Origin of the sequence: Burkholderia sp. USMB20, from assembly GCF_000949135.2 — a bacterium.
GTDB lineage: Bacteria > Pseudomonadota > Gammaproteobacteria > Burkholderiales > Burkholderiaceae > Burkholderia.
This window is the reverse complement of sequence record NZ_JTAN02000012.1, coordinates 532,624-552,520: the sequence shown is the minus strand read 5'-3', so window position 1 is coordinate 552,520 and position 19,897 is coordinate 532,624. Positions and strand designations below refer to the sequence as shown.

General features: G+C 66.5%; 17 protein-coding genes. 8 read left to right on the top strand and 9 right to left on the bottom strand.

Annotation, left to right across the window (positions count from 1 at the left end):
- Window positions 1-194: 194 nt before the first annotated feature.
- The 4 genes from PL79_RS15755 to purN form a co-directional block, all read right to left on the bottom strand.
- On the bottom strand, window positions 195-1,388 hold the full coding sequence (locus PL79_RS15755; protein ID WP_044845595.1) for a DesA family fatty acid desaturase: 1,194 nt from the start codon (window positions 1,386-1,388) through the stop codon (window positions 195-197).
- Window positions 1,389-1,610: 222 nt separating this feature from the next.
- Entirely contained in the window at window positions 1,611-2,993 is a 1,383-nt protein-coding gene (locus PL79_RS15750; protein WP_044845594.1) for a mechanosensitive ion channel family protein, read from the bottom strand.
- Between the two features lie 18 nt (window positions 2,994-3,011).
- On the bottom strand, window positions 3,012-4,277 hold the full coding sequence (locus PL79_RS15745) for an RsmB/NOP family class I SAM-dependent RNA methyltransferase (protein WP_044845593.1): 1,266 nt from the start codon (window positions 4,275-4,277) through the stop codon (window positions 3,012-3,014).
- Window positions 4,274-4,936, bottom strand: coding sequence for a phosphoribosylglycinamide formyltransferase (gene purN, locus PL79_RS15740; RefSeq protein WP_044845592.1), 663 nt, complete (start codon window positions 4,934-4,936; stop codon window positions 4,274-4,276). Before purN ends, PL79_RS15745 begins: the two co-directional genes overlap by 4 nt.
- Before the next feature lie 122 nt (window positions 4,937-5,058).
- Here purN and PL79_RS15735 point away from each other — a divergent pair, with 122 nt between their 5' ends.
- From PL79_RS15735 to dut, 5 genes are all read left to right on the top strand, one after another.
- Window positions 5,059-6,051: a bifunctional riboflavin kinase/FAD synthetase gene (locus PL79_RS15735; protein ID WP_044845591.1), complete on the top strand. Its 993-nt coding sequence runs from the start codon at window positions 5,059-5,061 to the stop codon at window positions 6,049-6,051.
- A gap of 102 nt (window positions 6,052-6,153) precedes the next feature.
- Complete coding sequence (ileS, locus tag PL79_RS15730) at window positions 6,154-8,991, top strand: isoleucine--tRNA ligase (RefSeq protein WP_044845590.1); 2,838 nt, start codon at window positions 6,154-6,156, stop codon at window positions 8,989-8,991.
- 2 nt (window positions 8,992-8,993) lie between these two features.
- Entirely contained in the window at window positions 8,994-9,494 is a 501-nt protein-coding gene (gene lspA, locus PL79_RS15725; RefSeq protein WP_044845589.1) for a signal peptidase II, read from the top strand.
- Between the two features lie 67 nt (window positions 9,495-9,561).
- Window positions 9,562-10,773 carry a bifunctional phosphopantothenoylcysteine decarboxylase/phosphopantothenate--cysteine ligase CoaBC gene (gene coaBC / locus PL79_RS15720; RefSeq protein ID WP_044845588.1) on the top strand — a complete coding sequence of 404 codons (1,212 nt, stop codon included), beginning with the start codon at window positions 9,562-9,564 and terminating at the stop codon, window positions 10,771-10,773.
- A 55-nt stretch (window positions 10,774-10,828) separates the two neighbouring features.
- Window positions 10,829-11,275: a dUTP diphosphatase gene (gene dut, locus PL79_RS15715; protein ID WP_044845587.1), complete on the top strand. Its 447-nt coding sequence runs from the start codon at window positions 10,829-10,831 to the stop codon at window positions 11,273-11,275.
- Window positions 11,276-11,338: 63 nt separating this feature from the next.
- Here dut and PL79_RS15710 read toward each other — a convergent pair whose 3' ends face one another.
- The 4 genes from PL79_RS15710 to clpS form a co-directional block, all read right to left on the bottom strand.
- Window positions 11,339-12,109, bottom strand: a complete 771-nt coding sequence (locus PL79_RS15710) for a COG4705 family protein (RefSeq protein WP_044845586.1) — start codon at window positions 12,107-12,109, stop codon at window positions 11,339-11,341.
- Window positions 12,110-12,261: 152 nt separating this feature from the next.
- Entirely contained in the window at window positions 12,262-13,644 is a 1,383-nt protein-coding gene (locus PL79_RS15705) for an amino acid permease (RefSeq protein ID WP_442861557.1), read from the bottom strand.
- Between the two features lie 103 nt (window positions 13,645-13,747).
- A complete protein-coding gene (gene clpA / locus PL79_RS15700) occupies window positions 13,748-16,048 on the bottom strand; it encodes an ATP-dependent Clp protease ATP-binding subunit ClpA (RefSeq protein ID WP_044845584.1) in 2,301 nt (766 codons plus the stop codon).
- Window positions 16,045-16,359 (bottom strand): ATP-dependent Clp protease adapter ClpS, encoded by a 315-nt coding sequence (clpS, locus tag PL79_RS15695; RefSeq protein WP_006398529.1) that lies wholly within the window; start codon window positions 16,357-16,359, stop codon window positions 16,045-16,047. The genes clpA and clpS overlap by 4 nt, the downstream gene beginning before the upstream one ends.
- Before the next feature lie 289 nt (window positions 16,360-16,648).
- On the opposite strand from clpS, the gene PL79_RS36140 reads away from it, so the two are divergent.
- Complete coding sequence (locus PL79_RS36140) at window positions 16,649-16,849, top strand: hypothetical protein (protein WP_185641051.1); 201 nt, start codon at window positions 16,649-16,651, stop codon at window positions 16,847-16,849.
- Between the two features lie 56 nt (window positions 16,850-16,905).
- On the top strand, window positions 16,906-17,109 hold the full coding sequence (locus tag PL79_RS15685; protein WP_004196460.1) for a cold-shock protein: 204 nt from the start codon (window positions 16,906-16,908) through the stop codon (window positions 17,107-17,109).
- Window positions 17,110-17,287: 178 nt separating this feature from the next.
- Here PL79_RS15685 and PL79_RS15680 read toward each other — a convergent pair whose 3' ends face one another.
- Window positions 17,288-18,886, bottom strand: a complete 1,599-nt coding sequence (locus tag PL79_RS15680; protein WP_044845642.1) for a multicopper oxidase family protein — start codon at window positions 18,884-18,886, stop codon at window positions 17,288-17,290.
- Window positions 18,887-19,577: 691 nt separating this feature from the next.
- Between PL79_RS15680 and PL79_RS15675 the strand changes: the two genes are divergently transcribed.
- The gene (locus PL79_RS15675; protein ID WP_044845583.1) at window positions 19,578-19,802 is read left to right on the top strand and encodes a hypothetical protein; all 225 of its coding nucleotides are present in this window, start codon (window positions 19,578-19,580) and stop codon (window positions 19,800-19,802) included.
- Window positions 19,803-19,897 lie beyond the last annotated feature (95 nt).

The following is a 19,897-nucleotide window of genomic DNA, read 5'->3' as shown; positions in this document are numbered from 1 at the left end:
GTCGGCCCGAGTTAGCGCTTCAGCGCTTTTGCTCCAGCCCATCCCTACGCTCGCCCCGGGGCGGCACGTCAGCGCTGCCCCGAGCCTCATACGAATTCCGGGCTTCCGGTCGCCCTTCGAAAACCGGCCGCCCAAATGAAAAAACCCCGCCAACGCGGGGTTTGTGACGTCCTGAGATTCTAATCGATTTCGAATCAGGCGTAGCGACGCAGGCGCGTCGCGAATTCCTGCAGCGCCTTGATGCCGCTTTGTTCCGCGCGATGGCACCAATCCTGCAATTGCGCGAGCAGCTGTTCGCGCGAAGCGGTCGAGCGATCCCAGATCGCGGCCAGATCCTGGCGCAGCTGGAAGTACGTGTGCAGCTTCTGGCTGTTCGCGAAGATCTCCGGCAGCAGCTTCTTCTGCGGTTCGTCGAGGCCGTCGGCGTCCTTGTGGAACCACTTGCGCGCGCCGCGCATCAGCTGGTACTTCTCGCCGCCGATTTCCTTCAGGTGCGCGAGCTCCTGGCGATAGGCACGCTTCACGGCCTTGCCGTAGCGCGCCATCACTTCGTAGCGGTTCGACAGCACGGCCTGCAGCGTTTCCTGGTCGAGCACCGTCTTCGGCTTGTTCAGGCGCGGCGTCGGTGCAACCTTCTTCACCTTCGCGAGACCGAATGCCGACATGATGCGGATGTACATCCAGCCGATGTCGAACTCGTACCACTTGTTCGACAGCTTCGCCGACGTCGCGAACGTGTGGTGGTTGTTGTGCAGCTCTTCGCCGCCGATCACGATGCCCCACGGGAACAGGTTCGTGCTCGCATCGGCCGAGTTGAAGTTGCGGTAGCCCCAGAAGTGGCCGAAGCCGTTCACGACACCCGCGGCCCAGAACGGAATCCAGACCATCTGCACGGCCCACACGGTCAGGCCGAGCACGCCGAACAGCGCGACGTCGATCACCATCATCAGGCTCACGCCGAGGATCGGGTACTTCGAGTACACGTTGCGCTCGATCCAGTCATTCGGCGTGCCGTGGCTGAACTTGCGCATCGTTTCTTCGTTCTTCGCTTCCGCGCGATACAGCTCGGCGCCTTCGAGGAACACCTTCCAGATGCCGCGCGTCTGCGGGCTGTGCGGATCTTCCTCGGTTTCGCACTTCGCGTGGTGCTTGCGATGGATCGCAGCCCACTGGCCCGTCAGCATGCCGGTCGTCATCCACAGCCAGGCGCGGAAGAAGTGACTCGCGATCGGGTGCAGCTCCAGCGCGCGGTGCGCCTGGCAGCGGTGCAGGTAGACCGTCACGCCGATGATCGTGACGTGCGTGACGGCAAGCGCGAACAGCGCGACCTGCCACCACGAAAAGCGCAGGAGCCCGTGGGAAAGAAAATCGAGCAGGGAATTCAACAAGGCAGTTACCTGTGGTGAGAGCGATGCCGGCGCCGGCCGACGTCATAAAAATGAAAGCATACCGCGTGTAGACCGGAATTTTACTTCAACCGTTCCAAGTCTTTGTAAAAAATGAATATTCTCTTGTCTTGACGCAACGCAAACAGTCCATCGGCGGACCGGGAAAGGCGCGCGATCCGGTTCTGGCCGCAGGCCCCGCCCGATTCACGCCGTCGGCCGCGTCTACGCGGCCGACGCCCGCCCGTCCACCGACAGGCCATCGGCCACGGGCATGCCCTCGGCGACCACGCCGGTCGCGGCGAACCCCTCCGGCAAACCGACCACGCGCACTTCGCGCTGCGGGAACGGAATCGAGATCCCGTGCTCGCCGAACAGCCGCCAGATGTTGCGGTTCACGGACGAACGCACGCCCGACGTGCCCTTCGCCGCATCCTCGATCCAGAAGCCGAGCTCCAGGTCGATCCCGTCCGCGCCGAAGCCGACCAGATACGGCGTCGGCGCCGGCTCCGCGAGCACGCGCGGCACGCCCTTCGCGGCTTCCGCGAGCACCGCGAGCGCCTGCTCGACGTCGCTGGTATAAGCAATCTGCACGGCGACCTTCGCGTAGCCGCGCGTCAGGTACGACGACTGGTTCTGCACGACGTCGGTGATCAGCTTCTCGTTCGGGATCAGCGTCTCGTTGCCGTCGAGGCCGCGCACGACCGTATAGCGCGTGCGGATCTGCGTGACGACGCCCTGGAGCCCGCCGACGCTGATCGCGTCGCCGAGCCGCAGCGAACGGTCGAGCAGGATGATGAAGCCCGACACGTAGTTGCTGGCGATCTTCTGCAGCCCGAAGCCGAGGCCGACACCGACCGCGCCGCCGAACACGCCGAGCACCGTCACGTCGATGCCGACGAGCGACAGGCCGATCAGGATCGCCGCGAACACGAGCAGCGCGCGGCCGATCCGCGACATCACGACCTTCAGGTTCGCGTCGAGCGTGGTGGCGCGCGCGAGGCGTTCCTCGAGCACCGAGCCGAGCCACATCGCGACCATCAGTGTCACGCACACCCACAGCGCGCCGGAGATCACCGACAGCAGCGTGAGGTGCGCATTCGCGACGCGAAACTGCACGCTGTCGAGCCACGCGATCACGTCGCGCTGGATCCCGAGCACCGTCAGCACCATCGCCGCCCACACGATCACCGACACGATCTTCTCGACGATCGACAGCCACGCATGCGTGTGGCCGTCGCGGGCGAACACGCGCCGCGCGAAGAAGAACAGCACGTAGATCAGCCCGATGCCGAACAGCGGCACGAGCGCGAGCGACAGCAGCGACGTCGACATGAACGGGTCGAACCCGAGCTGCGCGGCCAGCACGAACAACCCGCCGAACAGCGGGAACAGCGCGCGCTTCAGGCTCTGCGCCCCGGCGCCCGGCATCCGGCCGGCGGCGCGCCGGCGCGCGTCGATGCGGCCGTGCACGAAGCGCGCGGCCACCCATGCGAAACACAGCGCGCCGACGAGGATCGCCGCCTGCCAGATCATCACCGGCTGGTTGAAGTCGCGGATCACCGACGCGAGCCGGTGCGACAGCAGGCGGTTCTGCAGATTCTCCATCGTCCGTGCGCCCCGCCGTTACTGCGCGGCGCGCCGTTCCAGCACCGCGGCGAAGAAGCCGTCGGTCGCATGGCGGTGCGGCCACAGCGACAGGTAGTCGCCGGTCTCGAGTTCGATGCGCTGGTCGGCCAGCACCTTCTGCGCGGGCACCAGCACGAAGTCCGGATGGTCGGCGAGGAACTGCTCGACGATCGCCTCGTTCTCCGCGTCGAGCACGCTGCAGGTCGCGTACACGAGCCGGCCGCCCTTCTTCACGAGACGCGCGGCGCTCGCGAGGATCGACGCCTGCTTCGGCGTGAGTTCCTCGATCGACGTGCGCGTCTGGCGCCACTTGAGGTCGGGGTTGCGGCGCAGCGTGCCGAGGCCGCTGCACGGCGCATCGACCAGTACGCGGTCGATCTTGCCGGCGAGCCGCTTGATCTTCGCGTCGTGTTCGCTGTCGATCAGCACCGGGTTCACGTTCGACAACCCGCTGCGCGCGAGGCGCGGCTTCAGCTTCGTGAGGCGCTTTTCCGACACGTCGAACGCATAAAGGCGCCCGGTCGAGCGCATCATCGCGCCGAGCGCGAGCGTCTTGCCGCCGGCGCCCGCGCAGAAATCGACGACCATCTCGCCGCGGCGCGGCGCGACCAGCGAGCACAGCAGCTGGCTGCCTTCGTCCTGCACCTCGATCTGGCCTTCCTCGAACAGCTTCAGACGCGTGAGCGCCGGCTTGCCGACGACGCGCACGCCTTGCGGCGCGAACGGCGTCTCGCCCGCGTCGATGCCGTTCGCGCGCAGCGCGTCGATCACCTGGTCGCGCGTCGCCTTCTGCGCGTTGGCGCGCAGGTCGAGCGGCGCCGGGTAGTTCAGCGCGGCGGCGAGCTGCGCGAGTTCCTCCGCGTCGAAACGGGCGGACAGCGCCTGGTAGATCCAGTCGGGCAGGTTCGTGCGCACGCGCACCGGCAGGCTCGCCGGATCGATCTTCGACACGTGCTCGAGCCACGCGGCCTCGGTGTCGGACACGAACGGCTTCAGCGCATTGCGGCCGAGCGTCTGCATCAGGCCGAGCAGCGTCAGGCGCCGCGCGGGGCTGCCCGTGCCGCTCTCGGCGAGGTGCGAGAACTCCATCTTGCGGCGCAGCACCGCGAACACCGCCTCGGCGATCACGCCGCGCTCGGCGTGGCCGAGCTTCGGGTGCGCACGGAAGAACCGGCTCGTCGTCGCGTCGGCGGGGCCGGTGAACTTCAGCACCTCGGCCAGCAAGGTCTCGGTCTGGCCAATCAGGAATCCGTGCAGCTTCATACGCCCTCGCTCGTTTCGGTATGCGGTTGATCCGCGAAAATCCAGCGCGCCTCTTCCGGCGCGACCACTGCCCTGCCGTTCTCGAGGCGCAGGCGCCCCTCGACGAACCAGCGGACCGCACGCGGATACAGCACGTGCTCGACCGTCAGCACGCGCCGCGCGAGCGCGGCCGCGTCGTCGCCCGCGCGCACGGGCACCGCGCCCTGCGCGACGATCGCACCGCTGTCGAGTTCGGGAATCACGAAATGCACGCTCGCGCCATGCAGCGCGACGCCGGCATCCAGCGCCTGCTGGTGCGTGTGGATGCCCTTGAAGCTCGGCAGCAGCGACGGGTGGATGTTCAGCAGCCGGCCTTCATATCGTCTGACGAAATCGGGCGTCAGGATGCGCATGAAGCCGGCAAGCACGACGAGATCGGGCGCGGAGCGGTCGATCTCGGCGGCGAGCGCCGCGTCGAAGCTGTCGCGGCCGTCGAACGAGCGATGGTCGACCACCGCGGTCGCCACCCCGTGCGACGCGGCAAAAGCCAGGCCGGCCGCGTCGGGCCGGTTGGCGATCACGGCGGCGACCTCGGCCGGCCAGCGTTCCTGCGCGCACGCGCGGACGATGGCCTCCATGTTGCTGCCGCGACCGGAAATCAGGATCACGAGTTTTTTCATCCGCGAATTTTACCATTCGCCCCTGCGTTTCCCCCCTTCTCGGCCGCCGGGCCGCCCGAACGTTTATAATCTTCTGCTTTGCGGCATCCCACCGCCCATTCCCCGACGCTGCATCCGCTATCGTGAAAGTCTTCCGCGGCCTGCCCAACGCCGAGAGCCGCGCGCCGTGCGCGCTGACGATCGGCAACTTCGACGGTGTCCATCGCGGCCACCAGGCCCTGCTCGCGCGCGTGCGCGCGGCAGCGGACGCGCGCGGCCTGCCCGTGTGCGTGATGACCTTCGAGCCGCACCCGCGGGAATTCTTCAACCCGGCCGGCGCGCCGCCGCGCATCGCGATGCTGCGCGACAAGCTGGAAGCGCTGCGCGAGCACGGGGTCGACCGCGTCGTCGTCGAGCACTTCAACCATACGTTCGCAAGCCAGTCGCCGCAGGCGTTCGTCGAGCGCACGCTGGTGAACGGGCTGCACACGCGCTGGATGATGGTCGGCGACGATTTCTGCTACGGCGCGAAGCGCGCGGGCACCTTCGACACGCTGAAGGCGGCCGGCGAGCAGTACGGCTTCGAGGTCGAGCAGATGGGCACGGTCGCCGGCAGCGACGGCACGCGCATCTCCAGCTCGGGTGTGCGCGCCGCGCTCGCGGCGGGCGATCTCGACGCGGCCGCGCAGGCGCTCGGCCACGGCTACGCGATCAGCGGCCACGTCGCGCACGGGCTGAAGCTCGGCCGCGACCTCGGCTTCCCGACCCTGAACCTGCCGATCGCGCACAAGCGGCCGGCGCTCGCGGGCATCTTCGTCGTGCAGGTGCACGGCCTGGGCCCCGCCCCGCTGCCGGGCGTCGCGAGCCTCGGGCTGCGCCCGACCGTCGACGATTCCGGCCGCGTGCTGCTCGAAGTCCACCTGCTCGACTGGCACGGCGACGCGTACGGCAAGCTCATCCGCGTCGAATTCCTGAAGAAGCTGCGCGACGAGGCGAAGTTCGACGATCTCGAGGCGCTGTCGCGCGCGATCGCGCTGGACGTCGCGAATGCACGTGCGTACTTCGTCGAGCGCGACCGCGCGCCGGGCAGCCGCACGACCGGCTTCTCGACCTCGGCGACCGACCGAATTAGCTGATCCGGCCGGCGGCGCCCCGCGCCGCACCCTCGCGCCGCCGACCCGCGCGCATCCCCGATTCACGACGCACGAGCGTCCCCCGATTTAGATAGCGATCCCATCATGAGCAACAAGAAAGCCGATTCGAAACCGCAGGCCAAGTATCCGGTCAACCTGCTCGACACGCCGTTCCCGATGCGCGGCGACCTGCCCAAGCGCGAGCCGCAGTGGGTCAAGGAATGGGAAGAGCGCGGCATCTACGAGAAGATCCGCGCGGCCAGCCAGGGCCGGCCGAAGTTCATCCTGCACGACGGCCCCCCGTATGCGAACGGCGACATCCACCTCGGTCACGCGGTCAACAAGATCCTGAAGGACATCGTCGTCAAGTCGCGCAACATGGCCGGCTTCGACGCGCCGTACGTGCCGGGCTGGGATTGCCACGGCATGCCGATCGAGATCCAGATCGAGAAGCAGTTCGGCAAGTCGCTGCCGGCGGCCGAAGTGATGAGCAAGGCGCGCGCGTACGCGACCGAGCAGATCGAGAAGCAGAAGGTCGGCTTCAAGCGTCTCGGCGTGCTCGGCGACTGGGCGAACCCGTACAAGACGATGAACTTCGTCAACGAGGCGGAAGAAATCCGCGCGCTCGGCAAGATCATCGAGAAGGGCTACGTGTATCGCGGGCTGAAGCCGGTGAACTGGTGCTTCGACTGCGGCTCGGCACTCGCCGAGGCGGAAGTCGAGTACAAGGATCGCACCGACCCGACGATCGACGTGATGTTCGCGTTCGCGGAACCGGAAAAGACCGCGCAGGCGTTCGGCCTGCCGGCGCTGCCGCGCGCCGAAGGCGGCATCGTGATCTGGACCACCACGCCGTGGACGATTCCCGCCAACCAGGCGCTGAACCTCCATCCGGAAATCGTCTACGCGCTGGTCGACACCGAGCGCGGGCTGCTGATCATCGCGGAAGAACGCGTCGAAGCGTGCATGACCGACTTCAAGCTGACCGGCCGCGTCGTCGCGACCACGCCGGGCGTGAAGCTCGCGAACCTGCGCTTCCACCACCCGCTCGCATCGGCCCACCCCGGCTACAAGCGCACCGCGCCCGTCTACCTCGGCGACTACGTGACGACCGACACCGGTACCGGCGTCGTGCACTCGTCGCCCGCCTACGGCATCGAGGACTTCCAGTCGTGCAAGGCGCACGGGATGACCGACTCGGACATCATCAACCCGGTGATGGGCGACGGCCGCTACATCGAATCGCTGCCGCTGTTCGGCGGCCTGTCGATCTGGGACGCGAACCCGAAGGTCGTCGACGCGCTGCGCGAGGCCGGCTCGCTGCTGCGCAGCGAGCACTACAAGCACAGCTACATGCACTGCTGGCGTCACAAGACGGCGATCATTTACCGTGCGACGTCGCAGTGGTTCGCCGGCATGGACGTGACGCCGCGCGACGGCGGCAAGACGCTGCGCGAAACCGCGCTCGAAGGCATCGACGCCACCGCGTTCTACCCGTCGTGGGGCAAGCAGCGCCTGTTCAGCATGATCGCGAACCGTCCCGACTGGACGCTGTCGCGCCAGCGCCAATGGGGCGTGCCGATGGCGTTCTTCGTGCACAAGGAAACCGGCGAGCTGCATCCGCGCACGCTCGAGCTGCTCGAGGAAGTCGCGAAGCGCGTCGAGCAGTCGGGCATCGAGGCGTGGCAGACGCTCGATCCGCGCGAGCTGATCGGCGACGACGCGAACCTGTACGAAAAGAACCGCGACACGCTCGACGTGTGGTTCGACTCGGGCACGACGCACTGGCACGTGCTGCGCGGCTCGCACAAGGATCAGCTGCAGTTCCCGGCCGACCTGTACCTCGAAGGCTCGGACCAGCACCGCGGCTGGTTCCACTCGTCGCTGCTGACCGCATCGATGATCGACGGCCGCGCGCCGTACAAGGGCCTGCTCACGCACGGCTTCACGGTCGACGGCGAAGGCCGCAAGATGAGCAAGTCGCTCGGCAACGGCGTCGATCCGCATGAAGTCGCGAACCGTCTCGGCGCGGAAATCATCCGCCTGTGGATCGCGTCGACCGACTATTCGGGCGAACTCGCGATCTCCGAGGAAATCCTGAAGCGCGTGACCGAAGGCTATCGCCGCATCCGCAACACGCTGCGCTTCCTGCTCGCGAACCTGTCGGACTTCGACTTCGCGCAGCACGCGGTGCCGGTCGACGAATGGCTCGAGATCGACCGCTACGCAGTCGCGTTCTCCGCGCAACTGCAGACGGAACTGCTCGGCCACTACGAGAAGTACGAATTCCACCCGGTCGTCGCGAAGCTGCAGACGTACTGCTCGGAAGACCTCGGCGGCTTCTACCTCGACGTGCTGAAGGACCGCCTGTACACGAGCGCGGCCGATTCGCGCGCACGCCGCTCCGCGCAGACCGCGCTGTACCACCTGACGCACGGGCTGCTGCGCGTGCTCGCGCCGTTCCTGTCGTTCACCGCGGAAGAAGCGTGGAAGGTGTTCCAGCCGGCCAGCGACACCGTGTTCACGGAAACCTACTACGCGTATCCGGAAGTCGCCGGCGCGGCCGCGCTGATCGAGAAGTGGGCGCTGCTGCGCGACGTGCGCGGCAACGTGACGAAGGCGCTCGAGGAAGCCCGCACCGCGAACCGCATCGGCTCGTCGCTGCAGGCCGAAGTGGCCGTGCATGCGAGCGGCGCGCGCTACGACGCGCTGACGAGCCTCGGCGACGACCTGAAGTTCGTGCTGATCACGTCGGCGGCAACGGTCGTGAAGGTCGACGACGAAGCGCAGGAAAGCGTCGACGTGGCCGCGTCCAAATACCAGAAGTGCGAACGCTGCTGGCACTACCGCGAGGACGTCGGCGCGCACGCCGATCATCCGACGCTGTGCGGCCGCTGCTTCTCGAACCTGTTTGAAAACGGCGAAATCCGGAGCGCTGCGTAAATATGGCGAAAACCCTGTCGAAACCGGCCAGCGGCGCGCTCGCGCCCTGGCTCGGCATTTCGCTGATCGTGATCCTGTTCGACCAGCTGTCGAAGATCGCGATCCTGAAAACGTTCGCGTACGGCGCGCAGCATGCGCTGACGTCGTTCTTCAACCTCGTGCTGGTGTACAACCGCGGCGCCGCGTTCGGCTTCCTGTCGACCGCGAGCGGCTGGCAGCGCTGGGCGTTCACCGCGCTCGGCGTCGGCGCGACGCTCGTGATCTGCTTCCTGCTGAAGCGCCACGGCCACCAGCGGCTGTTCAGCGTGTCGCTCGCGCTGATCCTCGGCGGCGCGCTCGGCAACGTGATCGACCGGCTGATCTACGGCCACGTGATCGACTTTCTCGATTTCCACCTCGGCGACTGGCACTTCCCGGCGTTCAACCTCGCCGATTCCGCGATCACGATCGGCGCGGTGCTGCTGATCTACGACGAACTGCGTCGCGTGCGCGGCTCGCGCTGAGCGCGCATACTCGGTGGCGACGGCCGGCTTCGCGCCGGCCGTTCCGTTTGACCCTTGGAGGCCTGAGTTGGCACACGCAGAACTCGCAGGAAAACACCTCGTTCTCGGCCTGACGGGCGGCATCGCCTGCTACAAGATCGCCGAGCTCACCCGGCTGCTGACGAAGGCAGGCGCGACCGTGCAGGTCGCGATGACCGAAGCCGCCGCGCAGTTCATCACGCCCGTCACGATGCAGGCGCTGTCCGGCCGGCCCGTCTACATGAGCCAGTGGGACGCGCGCATCGGCAACAACATGGCGCACATCGACCTGTCGCGCGAAGCCGACGCGATCGTGATCGCGCCCGCGTCGACGGACTTCCTCGCGAAGCTCGCGCACGGGTTCGCGGACGACCTGCTGTCGACGCTGTGCGTAGCGCGCGACTGTCCGCTGCTCGTCGTGCCCGCGATGAACCGCCAGATGTGGCAGAACCCGGCCACGCAACGCAATGCCGCGCAACTGCGCGCCGACGGCGTGTCGGTGCTCGGCCCCGATTCGGGCGCGCAGGCGTGCGGCGAAGTCGGCGACGGCCGCATGCTCGAGCCCGAGGCGATCTATGAGGCGATCGTCTCGCACTTCGCGCCGAAGGTGCTCGCACACCGCCGCGTGCTGATCACGGCCGGCCCGACGTTCGAGCCGCTCGATCCGGTGCGCGGGCTCACGAACCGCTCGAGCGGCAAGATGGGCTTCGCGCTCGCGCGCGCCGCGCAGCAGGCCGGCGCCGACGTGCATCTCGTCGCGGGGCCGGTCGCGCTCGACACGCCGTGGGGCGTGTACCGCCAGGACGTGCAGACCGCGCAGCAGATGTACGACGCGGTGATGCAGGCGGTAGCCGACGCCGACATCTTCATCGCGGTGGCCGCGGTCGCCGACTGGCGCGTCGATCAGCCGGCCGAGCACAAGATGAAGAAGACGGCCGACCGCAAGATGCCGGCGCTCGCGTTCGTCGAGAACCCCGACATCCTCGCGTCGGTCGCGGCGCTGCCCGATCCGCCGTATTGCGTCGGCTTCGCGGCCGAAAGCGGCGACCTCGACGTGCACGGCGACGAGAAGCGCAAGCGCAAGAACGTGCCGCTCCTGGTCGGCAACCTCGGCCCGCTGACGTTCGGCCGCGACGACAACGAAGTCGTGCTGTTCGAGGCAGCCGGCCTCACGCGCCTGCCGCGCGCGCCGAAGGACGAACTCGCGCACGTGCTCGTCACGGAAATCGCGAAGCGCCTGCCGGACAACCGCCTGATCTGATCACCCGCGCGGCGGCCCGCGCCGCCGCGCCCTTCCCGACCGATTCGACGACCGCATGAAACTCGACCTGAAGATTCTCGACGCGCGCATGCGCGACTACCTGCCCGCCTACGCGACCACCGGCAGCGCGGGCCTCGACCTGCGCGCGTGTCTCGACGCGCCCGTCACGCTGCAGCCGGGCGAAACGACGCTGGTGCCGACGGGCCTCGCGATCCACCTCGACGACCCCGGCTACGCAGCGCTGATCCTGCCGCGCTCGGGCCTCGGCCACAAGCACGGGATCGTGCTCGGCAACCTGGTCGGCCTGATCGATTCCGACTACCAGGGCCAGTTGATGGTGTCGACGTGGAATCGCGGCCAGACCGAGTTCGTGCTGAACCCGTTCGAGCGGCTCGCGCAGCTCGTGATCGTGCCGGTCGTGCAGGCGCAGTTCAACATCGTCGACGACTTCGCGCAAAGCGATCGCGGCGAAGGCGGCTTCGGCAGCACCGGCCGTCACTGAACGGCGCAACGCAAAAAGGGGCCTCGCGGCCCCTTTTCTTTCGTCGGTTCGGTCCGGCTTCGCTCACCGCTCGGCCGTCTGCGCGATCCGCGCGGGTACGAGTTCGCGGCGCCGCGCCTGCGCGATGCTCGCGTAGATCACCAGCGCGACCAGCACGCCGAGCAGCACCGCCGACGAGCCGACCGTGCCGAGCGCGAGTCCGCCCTTGGCGACCGGTTTCGTCAGCAGGTCGCCGACCGTCGCCCCGAACGGACGCGTGAGCACGAACGCCGCCCAGAACAGCAGCACGCCGGAAATGCGCGTGAAGTAGTGCGCGAGCACGATCGCCGCGAGCAGCCCGCCGATCAGCAGCGCGCCGCCGCCGAAGCCGAGGCCCGAGCTGTCCGCGAGGAAATCGCCGAGCGCGGTGCCGAGCGTGTTCGAGAACAGGATCGCGATCCAGTACAGCAGCTCGACCTTGCGCGTGCGGATCAGGTCGACCGACAGCGATTCGCCGCTCAGGCGCCACACCGTGAAGATCGCCAGCAGGATCGCGACGAGAATCGACGAGCCGGCCGCGTAGCCGAGGCCGAGCGTGCGATCCATGAAATCGGACATCGTCGTGCCCGCCGTGCTCGTCGCGACGATCACGGCCCAGTAGATCGCCGGGCGATACTGCGTCGTCCTGAGCTGCGCGCCCAGCGTGACGAGAAAGAAACCGAACAGCAGGATCGAGCTCACCGCATAGCCGACGTTCAGCGTCATCGAGAGCAGGTCGCCGCCGGTTTCGCCGAGCGTCGTCGCGCAGATCTTCATGATCCAGAACGCGAGCGTGATTTCGGGAAGTTTGTTCATTCGAACCCCTTTTACAGATGGCGCCGGGCTGGCGTGCGCCGGCCCGGATCGCGGACAGGTTCGAATGTAATCGCCGCCGGCTTAACGGAACCTTAGCGCGGCGGGCGTTGCGATGCCGCGCGGGCTGCAGCCCCGCGGCGGGAACGCACGCGTCAGCGCGCGTGCTGGTGCCGATAGTGCAGCGCGTACGCGAGCGTCAGCAGCACGACGAACACGACGCCGACCACCATCGTCATCCGGAATTCGCGCGTGAACGCGGTCGTCAGCAGGATCGCGCCGACGAGCCCGGCACCGAGCAGGCTGCCGAACGGGTGCCCCCACATCCGGAACGCGAGCGCCGGCCCGCGGTACCGCGCGCGAAAGCGCAGGTGCGTGACGAAGATCATCATCCACGTGAACAGCGCGCCGAACATCGCGATCGCCATCATCACGGTAAACGCGGTGTCGGGCGACAGCGCGACCAGCACGGCCGCGACCGCGACGCCGCTGGTCGAGATCCACAGCGCCGCGCGCGGCACGCCGTTGCCGCCGAGCCGGCCGAACACCGCCGGCGCGAGCCGCGCGCGCGACAGGCTGAACATCATCCGCGTCGTCACGTAGAGCTGGCTGTTCATCGCCGACAGCGCCGCGATCAGCAGCACGAAGTTGATCACGCCGGCCGCATACGGCACGTGCGTCGCGGCCATCACCTTCACGAACGGGCTTTCGTCGGTGCCGGCCTGGGTCCACGGCACGATCGCGAGCATCAGCGACAGCGTCAGCAGATAGAACAGCACGAGCCGGAACACCGTCGAGCGGAACGCGCGCGTGACCGCGTGCTGCGGATCGCGCGCCTCGCCGGCCGCGATCGCGACCGCCTCGATGCTCATGTAGCTGAAGATCGCGACGATCACCGCGACCCAGGTGCCCCACGGCCCTTTCGGCATGAAGCCGCCATGCGCGGTGTAGTTCGCGAAGCCGATGCCGGAAGCCGCCGGCGCCGACCACACGAGATACGCGCCGAGCACGATGAACACGACGATCGCCGCGATCTTCAACAGCGAGAATGCGTATTCGACCGAGCCGTACAGCGTGACGCTCGCCAGGTTCACCGCGATCAGCAGCGCGGAGAAGCCGATCACCCAATACCAGCCGGGCACGGCCGGAAACCAGTACTTCATGAAGACGGCGATCGCGCTGATCTCGGTGCCAATCGCGAACACTACCGCGAACCAGTATGCATAGCGCACGAGAAAGCCCGCGAGCGGGCCGACGTAGTGCTCGGCATACGCGCCGAACGAACCGGCCGTCGGATGCGCGACCGTCATTTCCGCGAGCGCGCCCATCAGCAGCAGCGCGATCAGCGCGCCGATCGCGTACGAAACCAGCACGCTGGGGCCGGCGAGCCCGATCGCGAACCCGCTGCCGAGGAACAGCCCCGTGCCGATCGCGCCGCCGATCGCGATCATCGCCATCTGCCCGGACGTCAGCGCATGGCGCAAGCCTTGTTCGCGCGCGACGATGTTGTCGAACGATCGTTGTTGTTGTTGTGTCACTGCGTTACCACTCCCCTGCACCACCATCGCGCCACCGGCGCCAGATAAAACGAAACGGCGCGGAGAACTTCCCGCGCCGTTCGCATGAACCACGAATTATCGCTTATTCGACTTCGACCGCCTCTTCGTTCGGCTTGTGCGGCGGATTCGCCAGCTTGTCGAACGACAACTGCACCTTGTCGTTTTCGTCCACGTCGACCGTCACATGGCCGCCATTGACGAGCTTGCCGAACAGCAGCTCGTCGGCCAGCGCGCGACGGATCGTGTCCTGGATCAGCCGCTGCATCGGCCGCGCCCCCATCAGCGGGTCGAAGCCGTGCTTCGCGAGATGCTTGCGCAACGCGTCGGTGAAGAGCGCGTCGACCTTCTTCTCGTGCAGCTGCTCCTCGAGCTGGATCAGGAACTTGTCGACCACGCGCATGATGATTTCCTCATCGAGCGAGCGGAAGCTGATGATCGCGTCCAGACGGTTGCGGAACTCCGGCGTGAACAGGCGCTTGATGTCGGTCATCTCGTCGCCCGTTTCGCGGCGCGTCGTGAAGCCGATCGTCGCCTTCTGCATCGACTCGGCGCCCGCGTTCGTCGTCATGATGATGATGACGTTGCGGAAATCCGCCTTGCGGCCGTTGTTGTCCGTCAGCGTGCCGTGGTCCATCACCTGCAGCAGCACGTTGAAGATGTCCGGATGCGCCTTCTCGATCTCGTCGAGCAGCAGCACGCAGTGCGGCTTCTTCGTGACGGCTTCGGTCAGCAAGCCGCCCTGGTCGAACCCGACGTAGCCCGGCGGCGCGCCGATCAGCCGGCTCACCGCGTGACGCTCCATGTATTCCGACATGTCGAAGCGGATCAGCTCGATGCCGAGCGTGAACGCGAGCTGGCGCGCCACTTCGGTCTTGCCGACGCCCGTCGGGCCGGAGAACAGGAACGCGCCGATCGGCTTGTCCATCTTGCCGAGGCCCGCACGCGCCATCTTGATCGACGCGGCGAGCGCGTCGATCGCCGGATCCTGGCCGAACACGACGCTCTTCAGGTCGCGGTCGAGCGTCTGCAGCTTGCTGCGATCGTCCTGCGACACGCTCTGCGCCGGCACACGCGCGATCTTCGAGATGATTTCCTCGATCTCGCTCTTGCCGATCGTCTTCTTCTGCTTCGACTTCGGCAGGATGCGCTGCGCGGCACCCGCTTCGTCGATCACGTCGATCGCCTTGTCCGGCAGGTGACGGTCGGTGATGAAGCGCGCCGACAGTTCGGCCGCGGCCGACAGCGCGCCCGACGAATACTTGACGCCGTGATGCTCCTCGAAGCGCGACTTCAGCCCGCGCAGGATCGCGACCGTCTGCTCGACGGTCGGCTCCGTCACGTCGACCTTCTGGAAGCGCCGCGACAGCGCCGCGTCCTTCTCGAAGATGCCGCGATACTCGGTGAACGTGGTCGCGCCGATGCACTTGAGCGTGCCCGACGACAGCGCCGGCTTCAGCAGGTTCGACGCGTCGAGCGTGCCGCCCGATGCGGCGCCCGCGCCGATCAGCGTGTGGATTTCGTCGATGAACAGGATCGCGTGCGGCCGTTCCTTCAGCTCCTTCAGCACCGTCTTCAGACGCTGCTCGAAGTCGCCGCGATACTTGGTGCCCGCCAGCAGCGCGCCCATGTCGAGCGAATACACCTGCGCGTTCGCGAGGATGTCCGGCACTTCGCCGCGCGTGATGCGATAGGCGAGCCCTTCCGCGATCGCGGTCTTGCCGACGCCGGCCTCGCCGACGAGCAGCGGATTGTTCTTGCGGCGGCGGCACAGCACCTGCACGACGCGCTCGACCTCGGGCTCGCGGCCGATCAGCGGATCGATGCGGCCGTCCTTCGCCATCTGGTTCAGGTTCTGCGTGAACTGCGCGAGCGGGGTTTCCTTCTGCGCGTTCGCGTCTTCGCTTTCCGCGTTCGCGTCGGACGACTTCGCGGCTTCGCCGCCGTTCGTCTTCGCGATGCCATGCGAAATGAAGTTCACGACGTCCAGGCGCGTGACGCCCTGCTGCTGCAGGTAGTAGACCGCGTGCGAATCCTTCTCGCCGAAGATCGCGACCAGCACGTTCGCGCCGGTCACTTCCTTCTTGCCGTTCGACGTCGACTGGACGTGCATGATCGCGCGCTGGATCACGCGCTGGAAACCGAGCGTCGGCTGGGTATCGACATCGTCGGTGCCCGGGACGGTAGGTGTGTTGTCGTGGATGAAATTGCGCAGGTTCTGACGCAAGTCCTCGATGTTGGCCGCACACGCGCGCAACACCTCGGCTGCCGTCGGATTATCCAGCAGGGCCAGCAGCAGATGCTCGACCGTAATGAACTCATGGCGCGCCTGGCGTGCTTCCATGAACGCCATGTGCAGGCTGACTTCCAATTCCTGGGCAATCATGCTTCCTCCATCACGCACTGCAGCGGATGCCCGGCCTGCCGCGCATGGGTAACGACTTGCTCAACCTTGGTCGACGCGATGTCCCGCGTATAGACCCCACAAACCCCTCGCCCTTCGCGATGGACCTTCAGCATGATCTGCGTGGCCGTCTCGCGATCCTTCTTGAAATACTCCTGTACGACCATCACGACGAACTCCATCGGCGTGAAGTCGTCGTTCAGCAGCACCACCTTGTACATCGAAGGCGGCTTGAGCTTCTGCTGCTTGCGTTCCAGGACGGTGCTGTCCTGCTTGTCCGGGATAATCGCCATACACCCATTCTAAACAACTCGGACAGGCCCGCAATCCTGCCGTTACCCGACCGACCGGCCGGTGCCCTCCCTGGTTCCCGACGACCCGCGATCGTCTTCGCACCATACGAAAGCCGGCTGCGGTGCCGGCTTTCACACGTGGCGCGGAACACGAACCGTCAGGGGGAAACTGCACCGGACGTCGCATCCGCGTCCAGTATCCCACAAGCCGGGACGACTCGATCGCGTGTCACTCGAGCCTGGTATATGAGCCGATTATGCGTCTTTTCAAGTCCGCGCGCTCGACGGGATGCTGCAAAGCAAAGCCGGAAAAACCCTGAAAATGGGTTCTTTACAACGTCCCTCTAAACGTCTAAAAATTCCCCTTGACACTCAAATAAAGAGCGCCAACAATCAAGCTGGCACTTTTTTCAACTCGCCGGTTGGCGAAATGAAAGAGGCCGAAGGTGAGCTTGTGAGGGGGGAACGGCTGTATTTTCCGGTCGTTTAGCTTTTCGAGCGTGCTCGTGGTAAGTAGCAGCGACTGTGTGACAGGGGAAGTAGGAAATGGCAACTGGTATCGTTAAGTGGTTCAACGACGCGAAGGGCTTCGGTTTCATCACTCCCGACGAGGGCGGTGAAGATCTGTTTGCGCACTTCTCGGCCATCAACATGCAGGGCTTCAAGACCCTGAAGGAAGGCCAGAAGGTGAGCTTCGAGGTCGTTCAAGGGCCGAAGGGCAAGCAAGCGTCGAACATCCAGGCCGCGTAAGGCACCGGATATCAGACGAAGAAACCCGGCATTGCGCCGGGTTTCTTTTTTTTCAGGCCGGCCACTCGTTAATTCGATTGGCCGGCCTTTTCGTTCAATCCCGATAATCGAACACGTATTGTCTTGTCGCACGCGCAGATCGAATGCCGTCATGCGCGTGAAACATATTCGATATCCGTTACACGACCTTCAGCGTGCCCATCATGCCGAGATCCTCGTGTTCGAGAATGTGGCAATGAAACATGCGCTCGCCGGGCATGTCTTGCGTGACGAGTAGCGTCACGGTCTCGCCGCGGCGCACGTTGACGGTATCGCGCCATGCGCGGAACGGTTCGCTCGTGCGTGTGCCGTCCGACGCGCGCTCGATCACCTGGAATTGCGTGCCATGCAAGTGGAACGGGTGATCCATGTCGGTGGCGTTGCGCAGGGTCCAGCGCTCGACGTCGCCGCGGCGGCTGGTCAGCGTCGTGCGATGCGGCGCGTAGGTCGCACCGTTGATCATGAAGCGCATCCCCGCCGGGCGGCCGTGTGCCGGCCCTTTCATCATCGCGTCCATGTCCATCTTTTCGCCGAACTCGATCGTCTTCTGCGCGACCGGCTCGCCGAGCGCGGGCACCATGCGCAGCGTCGCCGGCAGCGCGCGCGCCGCTGCAGGCGCGAACGCGACATCGGCGAGCGCCAGCGCCGGATCCGGCGGCAGGCTGCCGTGGCCGCCGTCGTGCGACATTGCCATCTTGCGGCGGTCGTACTCGGCCGCCTGCAGCACCGCGCGTGACGCGCGGTCGCCGGCGCGCACCAGCAGTTCCGCACGCTCGCCCGGCGCGAGCAGCAGCGACGTCGCGCGGCGCGGCGCGTCGAACAACCCGCCGTCGGTGCCGACCTGCTCGAACGCGCGACCGTCGTCGAATGCGACGCGCAGGTAGCGCGCGCTGCATGCGTTCCACACGCGCCAGCGCTCGTCGCTCGCGACGTCGATCCGCGGCCGGCGCGCCCCGTTGACCAGCACGAACTGGCCTTCGCGGCCGTTCATCCAGTCCATCATGTCGTTCGGCGGGATCGTGCCGTCGCGCGCGAGCTTCAGGTCGGATACGAACAGGTTGCGCTCGGGCCAGCCGGCGAGCGGGTCGTCGGCGGCGCGCACGATGAAGGGCCCCGCAAGCCCGCGGAATACCTGTTCGGCCGTCATCATGTGCGGATGGGGGTGATACCAGTAGGTGCCGGCGCTGCCCTTCGGCAGCGTGAAGCGGTACACATGCGACGCGCCCGGCGCGACCGGATCGGACGGATTGCCGTCCTGGTCGGGCGGCACCGGCAGCCCGTGCCAGTGGATCGTCGACGGTTGCGGCAGTTTGTTCACGAAGCGGATCTCGACCGTGTCGCCCTCGCGCACGTCGATCAGCGGGCCGACAACGGGCCCTTGCGTGTCCGTGCCGAACTGCCAGAACGTCGTCGGACGCGCACCGTGCAGCATCGGACGCGCGACCGGCTGCGCGACCAGCGTCGCGCGGAACGTGCCGGGTTCGCGGCTTTCGTTTGCCAGGGTGCGCAGCGACGCGAGCGGCGTGCCGGCCGGCAGCGCATCGGCCGCGGCGAGCGCGGCCGGCGCCGGCTTCGCGTGCTGCGCGTGGTCCGCCATTCCCGACATGCCCGGCATGTCGTCCATCTGATCCATGCCGGCCATGCCCGCGTGACCGGCATGCTGCGCCCATGCGGCGCGCGCAAACAGCGAAGCGGCCGCGACACCGATGGCGTGCGACAGGAAGGTTCTCCGTATCATCAATCGTTCCTCGTTATTCGTGCTGCATCGCGCGGCCGTCTCGACCTGCGCGCGTGCCGGCACGGGGTAGCGCCCGTGCGACGCGCAATCCGATGCCCGCGTCATCATAACCGCAGCACTCGGTCGAAACGCCGCGACACCGCGCGAGCGTCGATACGCCGCACGACGCGGCCGGCCCGACGATTCGCGCGCCGCGCGGGCCGCGTTTTCGCTCATCGAATGACGCCGCGGGCCCCGCTGCCCTCGCGCCGGCCGGGCCGATCGACGCCTTGCCTCACCCGCTTTGGTCACGCGCGATCGAAGGCATTTGCTGCCGCTGCGCATCGCGTCATCAACGCGTCGCGCGCCCTCTTTGCCTGAACCCCTCGATTTTTCACGATGTGGAACAAGTCTCTGCTTTATAAAAATTCGTGGTGCACGGCACAAATTCGCTGTTTCGCGATGCCAAAAATCATTCCGCAATACAAAACACACGAAATATCACATTGTTTTAAAAGGAGAATTTTTGTTTCGAGAAAGCGTTCTACGCGCACCATCGAGCGCGCTCGCGGACGTAGACTTTGTTCCATGCACTGACGCTTCGCCACGACGTTCGATACGGAACCCGGCGCAAGCAGCCAGTCGGGCCACAGCCGGACGCGCCGGCGGGCGGCACACCAGAATCGCTTGTGATCAGAAAGGGAGAACGGAAATGAAGGGATTTCGCTTTGGTTCAGCGCTCGGGTCGTTCTACATCCTGCCGGCAAACGGCGGCTGGGAAGCGACGTTCGGCAACGCCTCGCTCGGCGCGTTCTCGTGCCCGGAAGTGGCAGCCGACCACATCTCCCGCGGCGACTGCGAACAGCCGTCCGAACTGGATACGGCCACGCTCGAAGTGCCGCACGAAATCGCCGAATGGGAAATCGTTCACGTCTGAATGGTACGCCTGCAACGAAAAACGCCCCGGGCGACCGGGGCGTTTTCATTGTCGGCGGGACGGCGAGCCGCCAGGCCCGCCGCGTCGGCTGCCGC